Source organism: Brevibacterium sp. HMSC08F02, assembly GCF_001807555.1.
Classification (GTDB): Bacteria; Actinomycetota; Actinomycetes; order Actinomycetales; family Brevibacteriaceae; genus Brevibacterium; species Brevibacterium ravenspurgense.
Genome location: NZ_KV789361.1, coordinates 349388 through 365523 on the forward strand (window position 1 = coordinate 349388; position 16136 = coordinate 365523).

The window sequence follows — 16136 nt, forward strand, 5'->3', positions numbered from 1 at the left end:
GAAACAAGAAAAAGCCGGCCTCCGCCTCGTGTGACGAGGTTCTCGAATCACGAGGTGGAGGCCGGCTTCTGTCTGCCTGGAAAGGTCAGTCGAGCTCGGGGAACCAGATCTTGATTTCGCGTTCTGCCGACAGCGTCGAGTCCGAACCGTGGACGATGTTCTTCACAACGCTTTCACCCCAGTTGCGACCGTGGTCACCGCGGATGGAACCGGGAGCGGCGGTCGTTGGGTCGGTGGTGCCGGCCATGACGCGGAAGGCTTCGATCACATCTTCGCCAGTGGCGACGATCGCCACCGACGGCCCACTGCCCATGTATTCGACCAGCGGTTCATAGAACGGCTTGCCTTCGTGCTCTTCGTAGTGCGCGCCGAGCATAGAGCGATCAGCCTGCACCATCTTCAGGGCACTGATTTCGTAGCCCTTCTTTTCAAGACGGCTGATGACTTCGCCGACCAGGCCCCGTTCAACGCCATCGGGCTTGACAAGTACGAGTGTGCGTTCCTTCATCATTCCTCTTTCTCCTGATTGTCAGGTGAAGCGGGTGAGCCCGCCCGATATGCCTGTTTGACGTAGGCGGTGGCTTCGCGGTCAATCCGTCGGCCCCAGTAGATGCCGACGGCCCACATGGCGCCGAAGACGACGGCGACGACAACGAGTCCGCCCAAAACAATACCGCTTGCCAGTATCAGCAGCTGAATCATCCACCCCAGCGGAATGCCCAGGCCCTTCTGGCCGGCTTTCTTCGGCAGAGTTGCCGTGGCAATGATGCACAGCGCACCGAGCACAACAGCCCCGGCCACGAGCCAGCCGAACGGCAGCGGCTGCAGGCCGTAGCCGACCAGCAGGGCAAAGTAGACGATGATCGCCTCGGAGATGAGAACGGTGCCACCGAGGATCGGCAGCTTCGACTTCAGCGGAAGCTGAGGAAGTTCAGCAGGGGTCTCCTGCGTCATTGAGCATCCTTTCGGCCCAGCAGGGTGCGGGCCTCGGCAACGGTTGACAGCGAACCGGTCACAACGATTCCCGTTGTGCGCTCAGGGTCTTCAAGAGCGAGGTCGACTGCGCGCATGAGCGCGTCGTTGAGGTTGTCGGTTCGGATGACGTCGTCCGGATCCCACCATTCTTCAGCGGCTTCGGCGAGTTTCTGCGAGCTCAGAGCGCGCGGACTCTGAGCCTGAGCCACGACGACCCGGCCGGCGGTCCGATACAGGTGTTCCAACACTCCGTGCACGTCTTTGTCTTCGTACACCGCGACCACCGCGACGACATCCGAGAAGTCGAAGGAGTCCGCGAGTGCTTCCCGCAGCGCGATTGCCGCGTCCGGGTTGTGGGCGCCGTCGACGACGATCGTCGGGTCGGACCGCATGACCTCCATGCGGCCCGGCGATGTGACTGTACTCAGTCCGGTGCCGATCGTGTCCGTGTTCAGAGGTTTGTCTTCCGTGCCGAGGAACTGTTCGACGATGGCAACCGCCAAAGCTGCGTTGTCGATCTGGTGGCGTCCCAGAAGCGGCAGGAACAGATCGCTGTAGACGTCGTAGGCCCCGCGCATGGAGAACAGCTGCCCGTCGACGGCCTGTTTGGCTTCGAGGACTTCGAACTCGCGGCCGAACCAGCGCCCGGTGAGCCCCCGGCTGGCAAGCTGGCTTTCGAGTTCTTCTGCCGCCTCGTCGTCTTGGTTGCCGATGACCGCCACCGGTGTTGGCGCGGGAGTGTCGTCCTGTGTCCTATCGAGGATCCCGGCCTTTGTGGCTGCGATGTCGGTCAGGGTGTCTCCGAGGAACGCCTGGTGGTCCAGACTGATGTGGGTGAATCCGCACACTTCAGCGTCAGCCACATTGGTTGAGTCCCACTGACCGCCCATCCCGACTTCGAGCACGTATACGTCGACGGGGGCGTCAGCGAATACGGCGAATGCGAGCACGGTCAGCGCTTCAAAATATGTCAGCGGCGGCCGCCCGTCTCCTGCGAGTTCGGCGTCGACCATGTCGAGGAACGGGCGGATTTCCGCGAATACCCGTACGAAGTCGTCCTCTGACACGGGTGCGCTGTCGACGGAGATGCGTTCGGTGACGGAGTGCAGGTGGGGGCTGGAGAAGCGTCCCACCCGCAAGTCGTGAGCGCTCAGCAGCGCGTCCACCATGCGGGCGGTGGAGGTTTTGCCGTTGGTGCCCGCGATCATGATGACCGGCGCGGCTCGGTGAATGTCACCGAGCAGTTCGCAGGCGCGCAGGGTGGCATCCAGGCGCAGTTCGATTTCGGTTTCGCCCGCGCGGGCCTGCAGCGCGGCCTCAGCCAGCTGCAGGCCCGTCGGTTCGGTGTTCGTCATGCGTGCTTCTCCACGCGCACGGCGGCACCGTCGGCGAGTTCGGCGGCCTCGAAGACCTGCCCTTCACCAAGTGGCTCCTGTGTGATCCGCAGGGTTTCGGCCAGGGTTTCCTTGGCAATGAGGTCGCTGTAGGCGCTCAGCGCTTCGGCGCTTTCTGCCGGGACGCTGATGGCCACGTCGATGCGGTCCGACACGTGCAGGTCGAGTTCCTTTCGGGCACTCTGGATGGCGCGGATGGTGTCGCGCGCCTGGCCTTCGGCCCGCAGTTCGTCGGTTACGACCGTGTCGAGAGCGACGAAGCCGGACTCGGTGGGAGCCAGCACGATGCCGTCCTGCCCGGACTCTGCGACGTCGTCGAGGGTGTACTCGCCCTCCTGCAGTTCGATGCCGCCGGACACGACAACACCGTCCGTGACGGACCAGTCGCCGGACTTGGAGCCCTTGATGGCTGCCTGGACGTTCTTGCCCAGGCGCGGGCCTGCGGCACGTGCGTTGACGGTGAGCTTCTGTTCGAGCTTGAAGCCGGCCTCTTCGGCCTTGTCAACCGGCATGACGACGACTTCGCGCACGTTGAGCTCGTCGGCGATGATCGATGTGAACTCTTCGCCCAATTCGATGTCCGTTGCGACGGTCAGGCGTGCCAGCGGCAGACGCACGCGCAGCTTTTCAGCCTTGCGCAGGCTCGAGCCGACCGAGCAGATGGACCGGGTGAGGTCCATTGCCTCGACGAGTTCCGGGTTGGCTTCGAACAGCGAGCTGTCCGGGTAGTCAGCCAGGTGGACGGAGCGCTCCCCCGTCAGGCCGCGGTAGATCTCTTCGATCGTGAACGGCAGCAGCGGTGCAGCGACCTGGAGGAACGCTTCGAAGCACGTGTAGAAGACGTCGAAGGTTTCGTGGGTCGCTTCCGAGCCTTCCCAGAAGCGGCGGCGCGAACGGCGGACGTACCAGTTGGTGAGCATGTCCAGATGTTCACGGAACAGCCCGCACGCGCTCCACAGGTCGTACTCGTCCATGTGCTTGGCGAAGCTGTCGATGAAGTCGCGCGTCTTCGCCAGCAGGTAGCGGTCGAGAACCTGCGAGGACTCGTAGCGGTGACGAGCCTGGTAGCCCGAACCGGACTTGCCATCGGCGGGAGTTTCACCCCGAGCGTCTGCCGTGTTGGAGTACGTGGCGAAGAAATGCCACGCGTTCCACGCCGGCAGGATGATCTGGCGCACCGAATCGCGGATGCCCTGCTCGGTGACGATGAGGTTGCCGCCGCGCAGCACGGGGCTGGACATGAGGAACCAGCGCATGGCGTCGGATCCGTCGCGGTCGAAGACCTCGTTGACGTCCGGGTAGTTGCGCAGCGACTTGGACATCTTGTTGCCGTCGGAGCCCAGCACGATGCCGTGGCAGATGACATCGCGGAAGGCGGGCTTGTCGAACAGTGCCGAAGCCAGGATGTGCAGCGTGTAGAACCAGCCGCGGGTCTGCCCGATGTACTCGACGATGAAGTCTGCCGGGTAGTGGTTGTCGAACCATTCCTTGTTGTCGAACGGGTAGTGCACCTGTCCGTACGGCATGGAACCGGAGTCGAACCACACGTCCAGAATGTCCTCAACGCGGCGCATGGTCGACTTGCCGGTCGGGTCGTCCGGGTTGGGTCGGGTCAGCTCGTCAACGAACGGACGGTGCAGGTCCGGCTGGCCGTCGTGGTTCAGCGGCAGGCGGCCGAAGTCACGTTCGATCTCTTCGAAGCTGCCGTAGACGTCGATGCGGGGGTATTCGGGGTTGTCCGACTTCCACACCGGCACGGGGCTGCCCCAGAAGCGGTTGCGCGTGATCGACCAGTCGCGGGCGTTTTCCAACCACTTGCCGAACTGGCCGTGCTTGACGTTGTCGGGCACCCAGTTGATGAGCTCGTTGTTGGCAAGCATCCGGTCTTTGAACTCGGTGACGCTGACAAACCACGAGGACACGCCCTTGTAGATGAGCGGATTGCGGCAGCGCCAGCAGTGTGGGTACGAGTGGTTGTAGGTCTCGTGGCGAACCAGAACAGTGCCGTCGGTGACGGAACCGGTGTCACCTTCACCCGCCGTATTGTTCTTGAGGTGGCGGATGATCTTGGGGTTCGCGTCAAAGACGAGGTCGTCGACATAGTCGACTGCCGGCGCGGTGAAGCGGCCGTCGGGGCCGACCGGCATGACGGCTTCGATCCCTGCAGCCTGGGTGACAACGTAGTCGTCCTCACCGAAGGCGCCGGCGGTGTGCACGAGTCCCGTACCGTCGCTCGTGGTGACGAAGTCGCCTTCGAGGATGCGGAAGGCGTTTTCGTGGTCGGCGTAGTAGGCGAACGGCGGAGCGTAGGTGTGGCCCAGCAGGTCTGCACCCTTGAGTTCGGCAACGACGGTCGGCTCTTCGCCGAGTTCGCGGGCGTACGCAGCCAGGCGCTCCTTGGCGATGACGTAGCGCTCAGTGCTGCCGGTGGGGCCATCGGATTCGACGACAAGGTAGTCGATGTCCGCTCCGACGACGATCGCGAGGTTGGACGGAAGCGTCCACGGGGTGGTCGTCCAGATGAGGAAGCGGGCGTCTTTCAACGTGGAGTCAGCCAGCGGACCGGACGTGCAGCGCAGGCCGACGGTGACAGCCGGGTCCTGGCGGTCCTTGTAGACGTCGTCGTCCATGCGCAGTTCGTGGTTCGACAGCGGGGTTTCATCTGACCAGCAGTAGGGCAGCACGCGGAAACCCTCGTAGATCAGCCCCTTGTCGTAGAGGGTCTTGAAGACCCACAGCACGGATTCCATGAACGTGGGGTTGAGCGTCTTGTAGTCGTTTTCAAAGTCGACCCAGCGGCCCATGCGGCCGACGTACTCTTCCCATTCGTCGGTGTACTTCAGCACCGATTCCCGTGCCGCGGCATTGAACTTGTCAATGCCCATCTCAAGGATTTCGTCCTTGGTCTTCAGCCCCAGCTGGCGCATGGCTTCAAGTTCTGCCGGCAGACCGTGGGTGTCCCAGCCGAAGCGGCGCTCGACGCGCTTGCCGCGCATGGTCTGGTAGCGCGGTACGACGTCTTTGACGTAGCTGGTCAGCAGGTGACCGTAGTGCGGCAGACCGTTTGCAAAAGGCGGGCCGTCGTAGAAGACGAACTCATTTTCGCCGTTCTTGCCGGCTTCGCGGTTGTCAATGGATTCCTGGAAGATGTTGTTGTCGTTCCAGAACTTCAGAACGTCCTTTTCCAGCGCCGGGAAGTCGGGGCTGGAGGACATGCCGAAAGCAGAGGTCGTCTGCTTGGGATAGATGTTCTCAGTCATGAGCGTCCTTTATTCGCGGGTCCGGCGGCACCGAACCCGTTTACGGTTTCATCCGTGCGAGGACGACTGCCCGAAGGCTGCCGCGGTACCACCCCGCTTATCCGCTGCCGCGGATCGCTCAAAGGCTGTGACGGGCCCACCCGTCCGGTTCTACTGGGCCTGAAGGCTGACGAGGCGGAGCTCGCCAAAGTTTCACAGGCTTTTCTTCCGGATGCTCCCCGGTGATAGCCGGATCGACGCAGGTCCGATCTTACCTCACCGCGGGAGCACCCGAAGGCTGGTCACAGCCCCGCGTTGCGCGCCACCTTGTGCTGGGCCGCCTGGGCGATGGGACGCAGCACCATGAGGTCGACGTTGACGTGGTGAGGCCGGGTGAGGCTCCACACGACGGCGTCGGCGATGTCGTCTTCCGTCAGCGGGTTCTCAACACCCTCGTAAACGGTGTCGGCGGCTTCCTGTGAGCCCATCCGCTTCAGCGAGAACTCCGGTGTCGCGACCATGCCCGGCGCGATCTCCATAACGCGCACCGGACGGCCCGCCAGTTCCAGGCGCAGAGTGCCGGCGATCGCGTGCACCCCGTGCTTGGAGGCCACATAGCCGCCGCCGCCCTCGTACTGGATGAGACCGGCGGTCGAGCCCATGAGCAGAATGTCGCCGCGCCCACTGGCCTCAAGTGCCGGCAGGAACGCACGGATGCTGCGCAGAATGCCGAGCACGTTGATGTTGTATTCCTGCGCCCAGCTCTCCGGCGAGGCGTTCTCCACCCAGTCGTTGCCGATGGCCAGACCCGCGTTGGCCACAAGAGCGTGCACGGGACCTTCCTCGATGATCTGCTCGGCCGCCCGGGCAACCGAATCGTCGTCCGCGACATCGCACACCAGGTACTCACACCCGGTCTTCGCGGCAAGCTCCTTAAGCCGATCCTCCCGGCGAGCCAGAGCAACAACGCTCCAGCCGAGCTTCGTGAGCTTCTCTACGGTCGACGCGCCGATTCCTGAACTTGCTCCCGTAACAACAGCACGCAGTTGAGTCATAGCTTCCTCTCTCAGATCCCGGCCCATCAGGGGCCCTCCGATCACTGTAGTTGAGAAAAGGTGCCCGGCACCTCCAAAAACGAGCTCCGCCTCGTGCCCCGGAAACCGGGCCGGAACACGCCCCGGCTTTCCTCCCCGCCGCAGTCTGGGACAATGACGCTATGGATTTTGGTTCTCGCACACATGACTCGGTGCATCTGCCTGACAAGCCCGCCCTCGAAGGTCTCCAGGAAAAGTGGGACGCACGCTGGACGGAAGAGCAAACATACGCCTTTGACCGCGACACGACGCGTGACGAGGTCTACTCGATCGACACTCCCCCGCCGACGGCGTCGGGATCACTGCACGTCGGCCACGTCTTCTCCTACACCCAGACGGACGTCCTGGCCCGCTACAAGCGAATGACCGGCAAAAACGTCTTCTACCCGCTGGGCTGGGACGACAACGGCCTGCCCACAGAACGCCGCGTACAGAACTACTACGGCGTCACCTGCGACCCGTCCCTGCCGTACGAGGGCGACGACTTCGAACTGCCCACCAAGGTCCCGCGCAACCCGCGCGACTTCAAGCACGTATCGCGCCAGAAGTTCATCGAACTGTGCCTCGAACTGTCCGGCGAAGACGAAAAGATCTTCGAAGACCTCTTCCGCAAGGTCGGGCTCTCGGTCGACTGGAAGCACTCCTACCGAACGATCGACGACCATTCCCGCGAAGTCTCGCAGAGGGCGTTCCTTGATGAACTCTCCCGCGGCCAGGCCTACTCGCAGGATGCCCCCACCATGTGGGACGTCACCTTCGGCACCGCCGTCGCCCAGGCTGAACTCGAAGACCGCGAACGCGAAGGCGCCTACCACAAGGTGACCTTCTTCCCCGCGGGATCCGACGGCCTTGCAGACACCGCGGCAGAGCCGATTGTCATTCTCACGTCACGTCCCGAACTCATCCCCGCCGTGGTCGCACTCGTCGCCCACCCGGATGACGAGCGCTACCAGGACAAGTTCGGCACGAAGTACGTATCCCCCATCTTCGGTGTCGAAGTCGAAGTCCGCGCCCACGAACTCGCCCAGTCGGACAAGGGCACCGGCATCGCCATGGTGTGTACGTTCGGTGACCTCACCGACGTCACGTGGTGGCGCGAACTCGAACTGCCGCTGCGCGCCGTGGTCAACCGCGCCGGCCGCCTCGAACTGGAAACCCCTGAGTGGATTTCGGGGTCTGCCAAGGCCGACGCTGCCGAGCAGTACCAGAAGCTCGCCGGAATGACGACTTTCACGGCCCGCAAGACGATCGTCGAACTGCTCGAAGAGTCCGGCGACCTCATCGAACCTCCGCAGCCGATCACCCACCCCGTGCCGTTCTACGAGCGCGGCGAAAAGCCGCTCGAGGTCGTCACCAGCCGCCAGTGGTACATCCGCAACGGCGGTCGTTCAGCCGAGCTGCGCGACGACCTCATCGCGCGCGGCCGCGAACTTCAGTGGCTGCCGGGCTTCATGCGAGCCCGCTACGAAAACTGGGTCGAAGGCCTCAACGGCGACTGGCTGGTGTCCCGTCAGCGCTACTTCGGTGTGCCCATCCCGCTGTGGTACCGCCTCGATGCCGAGGGCAACCCCGACTACGACAACCCGATTGTCCCCGGTTCGGAATCCCTGCCGGTCGACCCGCTGCAGGACACGCCTGACGGCTTCAGCGCCGACCAGCGCAACCAGCCCGGCGGTTTCATGGGCGAACCGGACGTTCTCGACACGTGGGCCACGTCCTCGCTGACCCCGCAGATCGTCGGCGGCTGGAGCACCGACGACGACCTCTTCAGCAAGGTCTTCCCGTTCGACCTGCGTCCGCAGGGCCACGACATCATCCGCACGTGGCTGTTCTCCACGGTTGTGCGCGCCAATGCGCTCAACAACTCCGTTCCGTGGTCGCACACCGCCCTGTCCGGCTGGATCCTCGACCCCGACCGCAAGAAGATGTCGAAGTCGAAGGGCAACGTTGTTGTGCCCTCGGACATCCTGGCGGAAAACAAGCCGGGATTCGGCCCTGACGCTGTTCGCTACTGGGCATCCTCTGCACGCTTGGGCGTTGACACCGCCTACGACGTGTCCCAGATGCAGATCGGCCGCCGCTTGGCCATGAAGATCCTCAACGCCTCGAAGTTCGCCCTGGCTCAGGGTGTCCACGCGGGCCACGTGGGTCAGCTCGACGCTGTCATCAACCCGCTGGACAAAGCCCTGCTGACGGCCCTGTCGACAACCGTCGAAAAGGCCGGCAAATTCTTCGAGGACTACGACTACGCTCACGCCCTCATGGAGGCCGAGTCCTTCTTCTGGGAGTTCACGGATGACTACGTTGAGCTCATCAAGGACCGCTCCTACGGTGCGGCCGGCGAAGAACAGCAGCTGTCAGCGCACGTCACCCTGGCAACAGCTCTGGAAACATCGCTGCGCCTGTTTGCGCCCTTCATGCCGTTTGTGACGGAAGAGGTGTGGAGCTGGTGGCAGGAAGGCTCCGTCCACGCGCAGGCATGGCCTGCCGCCGGCAGCATTCCGGCACAGGATGTCCCGGCTGAGTTCCTCGAAACGGTGTCGCAGGCACTCTCAGAGATCCGCCGGACCAAGACCGAGGCCAAAGTGTCCCAGCGCACCGAGGTCGTGAAAGCCACGCTGCGCGCATCGCAGGCTGATATTGACACGATCGCGGCCGCACAGAGCGACCTGCAGGCCGCCGGCCGGGTAACTGAGCTCGTTCTTGACGTGGACGCGGAAGCGGAAGGCCCGCGTGTTGCCGATGTCGAATTCGCACCGACCGACGACAAAAAGTAACAGCTTCTGAAAACACAGAGCGCGCCGCTTGAAGCGGCGCGCTCTTGTGTTTGCGGATTTTTCTGCACGCGCGGCTGCCAGCCGGGCGGGCTTTACGCCCGCGCGCGATAAACGCGGTTACGCGGTCTTCTTGCGCTGTTGGCCCGTCTGCTTGTGCGGAACCAGCGTTGGCGCCGCGTTTTCCTCCACGGTTTCGCGGGTCACGAGCACCTTGGCGATGTCATCCCGGCTGGGAAGGTCGAACATGACCGGCTGCAGGACTTCCTCCATGATGGAGCGCAGTCCTCGCGCGCCTGTCCCCCGCAGCAGAGCGAGATCCGCAATGGACTCCAGGGCTTCGCGCGAGAACTCGAGTTCGACGCCGTCGTAGGCGAACATCGCCTGATACTGCTTGACGAGAGCGTTCTTCGGCTCGGACAGGATGGTGACGAGAGATTCGCGGTCGAGGTCGCCGACGGCGGTCAGCACGGGCAGACGGCCAATGAACTCCGGGATGAGACCGAACTTCAGCAGGTCTTCCGGCTGCATTTCTGCGTACAGGTCGATTTCGTCGTCCTTAGAGTGGATCGGCGCTCCAAAGCCCACCCCGTGTCGGCCCTTGCGTGCCGCCACGATTTCCTCCATCCCGGCGAAAGCACCGGCGACGATGAACAGGACGTTCGTCGTGTCGATTTGAATGAAGTCCTGCTGGGGGTGCTTGCGCCCTCCCTGCGGAGGAACAGAGGCGACAGTTCCTTCGAGGATCTTCAGCAGGGCCTGCTGGACGCCCTCACCGGAAACATCGCGGGTGATCGACGGGTTTTCCGACTTGCGCGAAATCTTGTCGATTTCGTCGATGTAGATAATGCCCTTCTGCGCCCGCTCAACATCGAAGTCAGCCGCTTGGATGAGCTTAAGAAGAATGTTTTCGACGTCCTCGCCGACATAGCCGGCTTCCGTCAGAGCCGTGGCGTCGGCAACTGCAAACGGGACGTTGAGCATGCGCGCAAGCGTCTGCGCCAGGTAGGTTTTGCCGGAACCGGTGGGCCCCACCATCAGGATGTTCGACTTGGCGATCTCCACGCCGTCGTCTTTGCCCTTGCCTTCCTCCAGGGCGTTGATGCGCTTGTAGTGGTTGTACACGGCAACAGCCAGTGACCGCTTGGCAGCGTCCTGGCCGACGACGTATTCATCCAGGTGGTTGTAGATTTCCTGCGGTTTGGGAAGTTCGAGCTTCTCCGCAGGAGCGTCGGGCTGACCGAGCTCTTCTTCGATGATCTCATTGCACAGGCCGATGCATTCGTCGCAGATGTAGACGCCTGGCCCGGCGATGAGCTTGCGGACCTGCTTCTGCGACTTGCCGCAGAAGTTGCACTTGAGGAGCTCTGCGCCCTCACTGCTGCGAGCCATTCACACTGCCTTTCGCACCCGGGTCAGCCGGGAAGATCAGATTTCTGTACTTAGCCGAGTCTTTCACACTGGGCTGACATGCGCGTTGACTTCTGTCGCGTGTCTGCTTGAGACCCGATGCGCTGGGCCACAGACGCCCACTGCAAAGGGCCGCCGGAGTGTTCCGACGGCCCTTCGATGCACTGGGGTGCGTGCTCAGACTGACTGTGTCAGTTGACGCCCTTGCGCGAGGTGAGCACCTGGTCGACCAGGCCGTATTCCTTGGCCTCTTCGGCCGTGAGGAACAGGTCGCGTTCGATGTCGGTGTTGACCTTTGCTGCGTCCTGCCCGGTGTGCTTGGCCAGAGTGTTTTCCAGCCATGCGCGCATGCGCAGGACCTCGTTGGCCTGGATTTCGATGTCCGAGGCCTGTCCCTGTCCGCCGCCCTGCATGGCCGGCTGGTGGATGAGAACACGAGCATTCGGCAGTGCAAGGCGCTTGCCGGGGGTGCCGGCAGCCAGCAGAACGGCGGCAGCAGAGGCCGCCTGTCCCAGGCAGACGGTCTGGATCTGCGGCTTGATGTACTGCATCGTGTCGTAGATGGCCGTCAGCGCGGTGAATGAACCGCCGGGCGAGTTGATGTACAGCGTGATGTCGCGGTCGGGGTCCTGCGCTTCCAGCACCAGGAGCTGTGCCATGACGTCATCGGCCGAGGTGTCGTCCACCTGAACGCCGAGGAAGATCACGCGGTCTTCAAACAGCTTGGTGTACGGGTCCTGCCGCTTGAAGCCGTAGGGGGTGCGCTCTTCGAACTGGGGCATGACGTACCGCGAGTTCGGCATGTTGCCGGCGGTTCCGCCGTAGTATCCGGCACCGCCGGTGTAGAGATCAGCCATTTGTCCTCCTTGGGAATGCGGTTCAGCGGCCGTCCGGCACGTCAGCGGCGTGGGTGACGACCTTGTCGATGAAGCCGTAGTCCAGGGCCTCGTCTGCGGTGAACCAGTGGTCGCGGTCGTTGTCCTTGAGGATCTGCTCGAGCGACTTGCCGGTCTGCTCGGCTGTCAGTTCGGCCATCTGCTTCTTCATGTGCAGGATCAGCTCCGCCTGGATCTTGATATCCGTGGCGGTGCCGCCGATGCCGCCGAGCGGCTGGTGCATGAGGATGCGCGCGTGCGGGGTGGCAAAGCGCTTGCCCTTAGCACCCGAGGACAGCAGGAACTGGCCCATGGAGGCGGCCATGCCCATTGCGACGGTGCCCACGTCGGGCTTGATGTACTGCATGGTGTCGTAGATGGCCATGCCCGCCGTGACGGAACCGCCCGGCGAATTGATGTACAGCCAGATGTCACGGTCGGGGTCTTCCGCGGCAAGCAGCATCATCTGGGCGCAGATGCGGTTGGCGTTGGAGTCGCGGACTTCCGAGCCGAGCCAGATGATCCGCTCTTTCAGCAGGCGGTTGAAGATGTGGTCATCCAAACCCATGCCCGCCGTGCCCTCAGAGGCGACCGGCGTGGTCAGTTCGTGTTTGCTCACAAGTTTCTCCTGTGGGTTGATTTCTCTTGACCCTAACCGGCAAAGCCCGACTTTTAATCCACCCCTGCCGGTTGTTCGCCATGAGCGTGAAAACCTGCTCGGCCGAAGGAGCGGCCCAAAGTGCTCTGCACTGAGGGTTCGGGCGGGGTCGCTGCCCTTCCGGTGCGGCCCAACACAAAAGCAGACGAGGCGGAGGTAACCTCCGCCTCGTCTGCTCAGCCTGCTTTCGCAGGGGAAAAATCAGTCTTCCGAAGCTTCTTCTTCGGCTTCCTCAGCTTCTTCCGATCCGGTGGTGAATGCGGTCATGTCGATGACCTCACCGCTGGTGTCCTTGACGACTGCTTCGGCGAGAACAGCAGCGAGAGCCTTGCGGCGGCCGACTTCACCGGCAACAGCGCCTACCTGACCGGACTGGTCAAGAGCCTGTGCGAAGTCGTTGGGGTTCATGCCGTACTGCTGAGCGGAGGTGATGATGTACTCGATGAGTTCGGGCTGGGTGACCTCGATCTCTTCCTTCGCCTGCACCTTGTCCAGAATGAACTGCGCGCGCAGCTGCTTTTCGGTCTGCTCGCGGACCTCTGCACCGTGCTCTTCGTCGTCTTCGCGGCCTTCGCCTTCGAGGTGGCGCTTGACTTCCTCTTCAACAACGCGCGACGGGACGGGCAGGTCGAGCTTCTCAATGAGCAGTTCGAGAACCTTGTCGCGAGCCTCGACACCCTGCTGCAGTTCCTTGTTGGACTTGGCCTGGGTCTTGAGGTCTTCCTTGAGTTCGTCAATCGTGTCGAACTCCGAGGCAAGCTGGGCGAAGTCGTCGTCAGCTTCGGGCAGTTCGCGTTCCTTGACGGCGGTGAGCTTGATGGTCACCTGAGCGTCTTCGCCTTCGTGCTCCCCACCTGCGAGCTTCGTTTCGAAGGTGGTCTCTTCGTCAGCCGACAGGCCTTCGAGGGCTTCGTCCATGCCGTCGAGCATGGTGCCTGCACCCACCTGGTACGAAATGTCAGAAGCCGAGTCGATCTCTTCGTCGTCGATCTTCGCGGTCAGGTCGAGGGTGACGAAGTCATCCTTCTTTGCAGGACGGTCAACGGACTTGAGCGAACCGAAGCGGCTGCGCAGGTCATCGAGTTCCTTTTCGACGTCTTCATCCGTGACTTCGAGCGGCTCGACTTCGACTTCGAGGCTCGAGTATTCGGGCAGTTCGAATTCCGGCACGGCGTCGACTTCAACGGTGAAGGTGAGGTCGCCTTCTTCCTTGCCGTCAAGGCCCGGCATTTCGAGGTCTTCGATTTCCGGGGTGCCCAGGGGCTGGATGTCGTTGTCGGCAATTGCCTGGCGGAAGAAACCGTCGAGGCTGTTGTTGACAGCCTCCTGGATGACAGCAGCGCGACCGACACGCTGGTCGATGATGCGCGCGGGGACTTTGCCGCGGCGGAAGCCGGGAACGGCGATCTGCTTTGCGATCTCTTTGTATGCCTCGTCGACGCTCGGCTTGAGATCGGCGTAAGGCGCTTCGATGCTGAGCTTCACCCGAGTGGGTTCAATGCGTTCGACGGAGCTCTTCACTGTCTACCTCTTCAAATTGACTAACGGGAACGTCGCCAGAGTGCCGACACGCCGAAGGGCAACTCCCTCAGACATGCGCGACTGTGCTGACGACACACAGCGCTCTATCCTAATGTGTTCGGCCTGCAGAATGCACACCGGGCCGCACCGGCGCGGCTGATGCGCGGCCAGCAGACCCCTTCCTGTGTGAACCCACAAAGGCGCAGAAGTTAACATCAGGCTATAATTGGATGTCTAACTCTGCGCCCACCTTCCCGTGCGCGCGTTTCCTCATTCCAGAAACCGAAGAACCGACTGATTCAGAGGCGAAGACGTGAAGGGATCAAAAACCACCGCAAAGCACCGAATTCTCAAAGCGATCGGTGCCGCTTTTCTGTGGACGCTCATTTTCCTCAGCGTCGCACTGCTCATCTCCGGAATCTTCATCCGCAAGCAGTGGGGACAGATCACTGTCGACCAGATGCTGACGAACATCGCCGGCGCCGCTCAAGGCGGCGGCTTCGTGTGGATCACCGTGCTGTGGGTTGCGGTTGTCCCGCTGGCGATCACCGCCCTGCTGTTCGTCGGCCGCCAGCTGTGGATCCGCTACCGGATGTCGGCGCGACTGCGCCTTTCGGCTGCACGTCGCCGCATTCGCCGCGCCGCCCTGCGCGGAATGGCCTCCACCTTCATTATTGCTCTCATCGCGGGAACCGTCATCACCGGTTCGACCTCGTTTTCTTCGGCAGTCCAGCTGCCCACCTACATCAAGTCGGTCAGCAGCTCCATGAACATCGGCGACTACTACCGCGAACCGGTGGTCGTGGGCAATAAGGACGCACGCAACATCGTGGTTGTCTACGTCGAGTCAGCTGAAGACGACCTCACTGACGATTCGCTTTTCGACGTGAACATGCTGAAGCCCATGGAAGACGCCACCGAGGGCTGGGCCGAAGCCGAAAACTACAAGCAGTACAGCGGCGGCGGCTGGACCATGGCTGGCATCACCTCCACACAGTGCGGCATTCCGCTCAAGGGCAAGGGCTCTGCCACCGGCGACAAGGTCATGAACAACCTCGCTGTCGCCGACTTCATGCCCGGCGTAGACTGCTTCGGTGACATTCTGAAGGAAAACGGCTACAAGAACGTCTTCCTCGGCGGCGCCAACGCAGAGTTCGCATCCAAGGGCTCCTTCCTGCGCACGCACGGCTACGACGAAGTCAAGGACCTTCCCCACTGGCAGTCTCTTGGCGAAAAGGAAGAGGACATCCGTCCCGACTGGGGTCTGAGCGACCGCCGTCTGATGGAGCATGCCAAGGATGAAGTCTCCGCTCTCCACCGTGAATCCTCTGAGACTGGAAACCCGTTCAACCTGACGGTGCTCACGCTGGACTCCCACGAGCCGATTCACCGCTACCCCGACTGCCCGCTGCGCACAGAAGACGATGAACTCGCATCGGTCTGGCTGTGCTCCTCAGAGGCCGTCGGCGGCTTCATCAAGCACATGGAAGATGAGGGAATCCTCGAAGACACGTCCGTTGTCGTCATGGGCGACCATCTGAAGCACATGGCTGATTGGAACGTCTACCACGAGGAACTGGACGACAAGACCGACCGTTCGGTGTTCAACCGCATCTGGATGCCGGGCACCAAGGACGGCAAACTGCCCCTCGGCGAACTGCGCTCCGGCGCTGACCAGCTCAACATGCTGCCGACGATGCTGGAGGTCGCCGGACTTGAAGTCAAGGATCGCCAGGCTGGTGTAGGAGTGTCGCTCTTCTCCCCGGCTGTTCCACAGGACTCCGCGCAGGCTCTGAACGACGACGCCTATGCAGAGCTGACGCTGGCTCGTTCGGCCGACTTCTACAAGAAGGTGTGGGGCATGGACGAACCGGACGAATCGTCCAGCACCGAACCCAACGATGACTGATTGGTGACTAATTGAGGAGTCGAAGCACCAACTGAACAAAGGCGTGGGGCCGTCAGCCAGACTGACGGCCCCACGCCTTTTCTGTTGCCGGCGCAGTCAGTTCCGTGTGGAAGCAGCGGATTGTCTCTTACCAACGCGGCTGCTGGCCGGCGGACTATTCCGCACCCCCACACCCGTTAGCAGCAAAACCACGTTTTAGCCGCAGGGAGACTCCCCTTAGCAACAGAAACTCCTGTCAGCAGGTGTTGCTAAGTGTACTGATCGGGGAGGTTAGTTAATCGTGTGAT

General features: G+C 62.4%; 11 protein-coding genes. 2 read left to right on the top strand and 9 right to left on the bottom strand.

The features are described 5' to 3' along the window. Positions 1-85 precede the first annotated feature (85 nt). From ndk to HMPREF3172_RS07930, 5 genes are all read right to left on the bottom strand, one after another. Positions 86-508, bottom strand: a complete 423-nt coding sequence (gene ndk / locus HMPREF3172_RS07910; protein ID WP_019175398.1) for a nucleoside-diphosphate kinase — start codon at positions 506-508, stop codon at positions 86-88. After that, positions 508-954, bottom strand: coding sequence for a DUF4233 domain-containing protein (locus tag HMPREF3172_RS07915; RefSeq protein WP_070516620.1), 447 nt, complete (start codon positions 952-954; stop codon positions 508-510). Before HMPREF3172_RS07915 ends, ndk begins: the two co-directional genes overlap by 1 nt. Continuing rightward, positions 951-2330 (bottom strand): bifunctional folylpolyglutamate synthase/dihydrofolate synthase, encoded by a 1380-nt coding sequence (locus HMPREF3172_RS07920; RefSeq protein ID WP_070516622.1) that lies wholly within the window; start codon positions 2328-2330, stop codon positions 951-953. The genes HMPREF3172_RS07915 and HMPREF3172_RS07920 overlap by 4 nt, the downstream gene beginning before the upstream one ends. Beyond that, a complete protein-coding gene (gene ileS / locus HMPREF3172_RS07925; protein WP_070516623.1) occupies positions 2327-5629 on the bottom strand; it encodes an isoleucine--tRNA ligase in 3303 nt (1100 codons plus the stop codon). The genes HMPREF3172_RS07920 and ileS overlap by 4 nt, the downstream gene beginning before the upstream one ends. A gap of 281 nt (positions 5630-5910) precedes the next feature. Beyond that, positions 5911-6663, bottom strand: a complete 753-nt coding sequence (locus tag HMPREF3172_RS07930; protein WP_070516625.1) for an SDR family oxidoreductase — start codon at positions 6661-6663, stop codon at positions 5911-5913. Between the two features lie 161 nt (positions 6664-6824). Between HMPREF3172_RS07930 and valS the strand changes: the two genes are divergently transcribed. Next, positions 6825-9479, top strand: coding sequence for a valine--tRNA ligase (valS, locus tag HMPREF3172_RS07935; RefSeq protein WP_070516627.1), 2655 nt, complete (start codon positions 6825-6827; stop codon positions 9477-9479). Positions 9480-9596: 117 nt separating this feature from the next. Here the strand turns inward: valS and clpX are convergent, their stop codons facing one another. The 4 genes from clpX to tig form a co-directional block, all read right to left on the bottom strand. Continuing rightward, complete coding sequence (gene clpX / locus HMPREF3172_RS07940; protein WP_070516629.1) at positions 9597-10868, bottom strand: ATP-dependent Clp protease ATP-binding subunit ClpX; 1272 nt, start codon at positions 10866-10868, stop codon at positions 9597-9599. A gap of 209 nt (positions 10869-11077) precedes the next feature. After that, positions 11078-11743, bottom strand: coding sequence for an ATP-dependent Clp protease proteolytic subunit (locus tag HMPREF3172_RS07945; protein WP_019175405.1), 666 nt, complete (start codon positions 11741-11743; stop codon positions 11078-11080). 22 nt (positions 11744-11765) lie between these two features. Further along, entirely contained in the window at positions 11766-12380 is a 615-nt protein-coding gene (locus tag HMPREF3172_RS07950; RefSeq protein WP_019175406.1) for an ATP-dependent Clp protease proteolytic subunit, read from the bottom strand. Between the two features lie 240 nt (positions 12381-12620). Next, positions 12621-13940 (bottom strand): trigger factor, encoded by a 1320-nt coding sequence (gene tig / locus HMPREF3172_RS07955; RefSeq protein WP_070516632.1) that lies wholly within the window; start codon positions 13938-13940, stop codon positions 12621-12623. A 313-nt stretch (positions 13941-14253) separates the two neighbouring features. Here tig and HMPREF3172_RS07960 point away from each other — a divergent pair, with 313 nt between their 5' ends. Beyond that, complete coding sequence (locus HMPREF3172_RS07960; protein ID WP_070516634.1) at positions 14254-15849, top strand: LTA synthase family protein; 1596 nt, start codon at positions 14254-14256, stop codon at positions 15847-15849. Positions 15850-16136 lie beyond the last annotated feature (287 nt).

Excerpts from the sequence above, each read along its gene's own strand:
- HMPREF3172_RS07915 (WP_070516620.1), bottom strand. The coding sequence starts at position 954 with ATGACGCAGGAGACCCCTGCTGAACTTCCTCAGCTTCCGCTGAAGTCG.
- clpX (WP_070516629.1), bottom strand. The coding sequence starts at position 10,868 with ATGGCTCGCAGCAGTGAGGGCGCAGAGCTCCTCAAGTGCAACTTCTGC.
- valS (WP_070516627.1), top strand. The coding sequence starts at position 6,825 with ATGGATTTTGGTTCTCGCACACATGACTCGGTGCATCTGCCTGACAAG.
- HMPREF3172_RS07945 (WP_019175405.1), bottom strand. The coding sequence starts at position 11,743 with ATGGCTGATCTCTACACCGGCGGTGCCGGATACTACGGCGGAACCGCC.
- ndk (WP_019175398.1), bottom strand. The coding sequence starts at position 508 with ATGAAGGAACGCACACTCGTACTTGTCAAGCCCGATGGCGTTGAACGG.
- HMPREF3172_RS07930 (WP_070516625.1), bottom strand. The coding sequence starts at position 6,663 with ATGACTCAACTGCGTGCTGTTGTTACGGGAGCAAGTTCAGGAATCGGC.
- HMPREF3172_RS07920 (WP_070516622.1), bottom strand. The coding sequence starts at position 2,330 with ATGACGAACACCGAACCGACGGGCCTGCAGCTGGCTGAGGCCGCGCTG.
- ileS (WP_070516623.1), bottom strand. The coding sequence starts at position 5,629 with ATGACTGAGAACATCTATCCCAAGCAGACGACCTCTGCTTTCGGCATG.